This window comes from Mycobacterium sp. (assembly GCF_049608025.1).
GTDB lineage: Bacteria > Actinomycetota > Actinomycetes > Mycobacteriales > Mycobacteriaceae > Mycobacterium.
The window spans coordinates 2844-4741 of sequence record NZ_JBMYXC010000082.1 but is presented as its reverse complement, the minus strand read 5'-3'; the positions used below and the strand labels follow the sequence as shown (position 1 = coordinate 4741).

The following is a 1898-nucleotide window of genomic DNA, read 5'->3' as shown; positions in this document are numbered from 1 at the left end:
CCGGGTACCAGCGGAATCACGCAGGGCGAGGCGAAGGACACCAAGCCCGCGAGCGCGCTGACCGCCATGGCCAGCAGTAGCGGACCGCTGGCCGTCAACTCACCGGCCGTGTCGAGGCTCATTTCGCCGGAGTCTCGGCGGCCAGTCGCTCGACCAGCGGCTGCAGGTCCTCGGCGAGCAACTCACGCAGGAACACCGCAGCTACCCGGTGCTCGCGATCCACCACGATCGTCGACGGGATCACCGTGGTGGGATAGCGGCCGCCGAAGGCGATCATCGTCCGCATAGCCGGATCGTAGATCGACGGGAAGGTGACGCCCCGGTCGATAATGAAGTCCCGTGGCGCGTCGATGTTGTTGTCCCGCACATCGATACCCAGGAATGCAACCCCCAGGTCACGGGTAGCCTCATACACCTGTTGCAGCTGAGTGATCTCGGTGCGGCAGGGAGCGCACCACTGTCCCCACACGTTGATCACGACGACCTGGCCGGCGAAGTCATCGAGCGAAATCGTCTCATCGGTGTCCATCAAGTCCGGCCCGCTGAGCGGTCCGGGTCGGCCGCGGTCCATCGGCGGGTCATAGAAGATGTCGGTCTTGCCGCCCGGCGCGACGAACTCGAAGGTGCCCCCCTGAGCCACCGCGTCGCTGCCGGTGGCGCATCCGGTGACCAAACCCACCGCCATTGCTACGGCCGCGCACACCGTCACCAGCGCACGCCCCATGGCCGCCGGCCGTGTCACTGTCCGGCCAACTCCGCATACCCCCAGCCCACGCAGGCATCGCCGTGGAAGTAGAACGACGTGACCGAGGCCAGGTTGCACAGACGCCGGGTCGGAAAGTGGTGCAGCGGTTTATCTGTCATCGATCTGCGCAACGTCTCGACGGGTAGCTGATGACTGACGCACACCGCTTCGTGGCCGCTCCCGTCAGTCTTGGCGCGACGCAACGCCCGCGTCATCCGCGCCGCGATCTGCAGGTACGGCTCACCCCAGGACGGGGTGCGCGGATTGCGCAGGTGCCACCAATTTCGGGGGTCCCGCAGCGCACCATCTCCGGGCGAGACCCGCTGCCCCTCAAAGATGTTTGCCGATTCGATGAGCTCGTCATCGGTGTTGACGGCCAGACCGTGGTGTGCCGCGATGGGCGCCGCGGTCTCCTGGGCGCGCTCCAGCGGCGAGGCGACCACGTAGTTGATGTCGCGGTGTGCGAGCCAGTCAGCGACCGCCTGCGCCTGCGCCCGGCCTCGGTCAGACAGGTGATAGTCGGGCAGACGGCCGTACAGAATCTGGTCCGGGTTGTGCACCTCGCCGTGGCGCATCACGTGCACGACCGTCTTGACGGTGTCAGTAGTCATGCCGGCACCGAAGCCTGGGCTGCCGCACGCGCCGCACCGGGCAATGCCTCGGCGATACGGTCGAAGGCCTCCTCATCAAGTGCGGTGGAGACGAACCAGCTTTCGTAAGCGCTCGGCGGCGGATAGACGCCCGCGTCGAGCAGCCCGTGGAAGAACGCCGGGAACCGCCATGTCTCGGTGGCCCGGGCCGCCGCGAAATCGACCACCGGTTCGTCACTGAAGAACACGCTGAACATGTTTCCTGCCGGGGAAATCTGATGTGCGACGCCGGCATCGTTGAGGGCATCACCGATCAAGCCTCTCAGCCGGTCAGCATGAGCGTCCAGCACGTCGTACGCGGCGTCATCGGCAGCGCGCAGGGTAGCCAGTCCGGCCGCCATCGCCACCGGGTTCCCCGACAGCGTGCCAGCCTGGTAGACCGGCCCCAGCGGCGCCAGCCGACTCATCACCTCGGCCTTGCCGCCGAACGCCGCGGCGGGAAGCCCGCCGCCCATGACCTTGCCGAAGGTGAACAGGTCGGCATCGACCGGATCTTTTCCGTT

General features: G+C 66.9%; 3 protein-coding genes. All 3 read right to left on the bottom strand.

What is annotated here, in order from left to right; genetic code table 11:
• Nucleotides 1–118: 118 nt before the first annotated feature.
• Nucleotides 119–724: a TlpA disulfide reductase family protein gene (locus ACPGXI_RS17150; protein ID WP_526655098.1), complete on the bottom strand. Its 606-nt coding sequence runs from the start codon at nucleotides 722–724 to the stop codon at nucleotides 119–121.
• Between the two features lie 14 nt (nucleotides 725–738).
• A complete protein-coding gene (locus ACPGXI_RS17145; RefSeq protein ID WP_526655084.1) occupies nucleotides 739–1356 on the bottom strand; it encodes a histidine phosphatase family protein in 618 nt (205 codons plus the stop codon).
• Nucleotides 1353–1898: aminotransferase class III-fold pyridoxal phosphate-dependent enzyme (locus ACPGXI_RS17140; protein WP_526655082.1), on the bottom strand; the 546-nt coding region annotated here is incomplete at its 5' end. The genes ACPGXI_RS17145 and ACPGXI_RS17140, both read right to left, overlap by 4 nt.

What these genes read in the sequence shown, in the direction of transcription:
- ACPGXI_RS17150 (WP_526655098.1), bottom strand. Translation starts at nt 724, where the DNA reads ATGGGGCGTGCGCTGGTGACGGTGTGCGCGGCCGTAGCAATGGCGGTG.
- ACPGXI_RS17145 (WP_526655084.1), bottom strand. Translation starts at nt 1,356, where the DNA reads ATGACTACTGACACCGTCAAGACGGTCGTGCACGTGATGCGCCACGGC.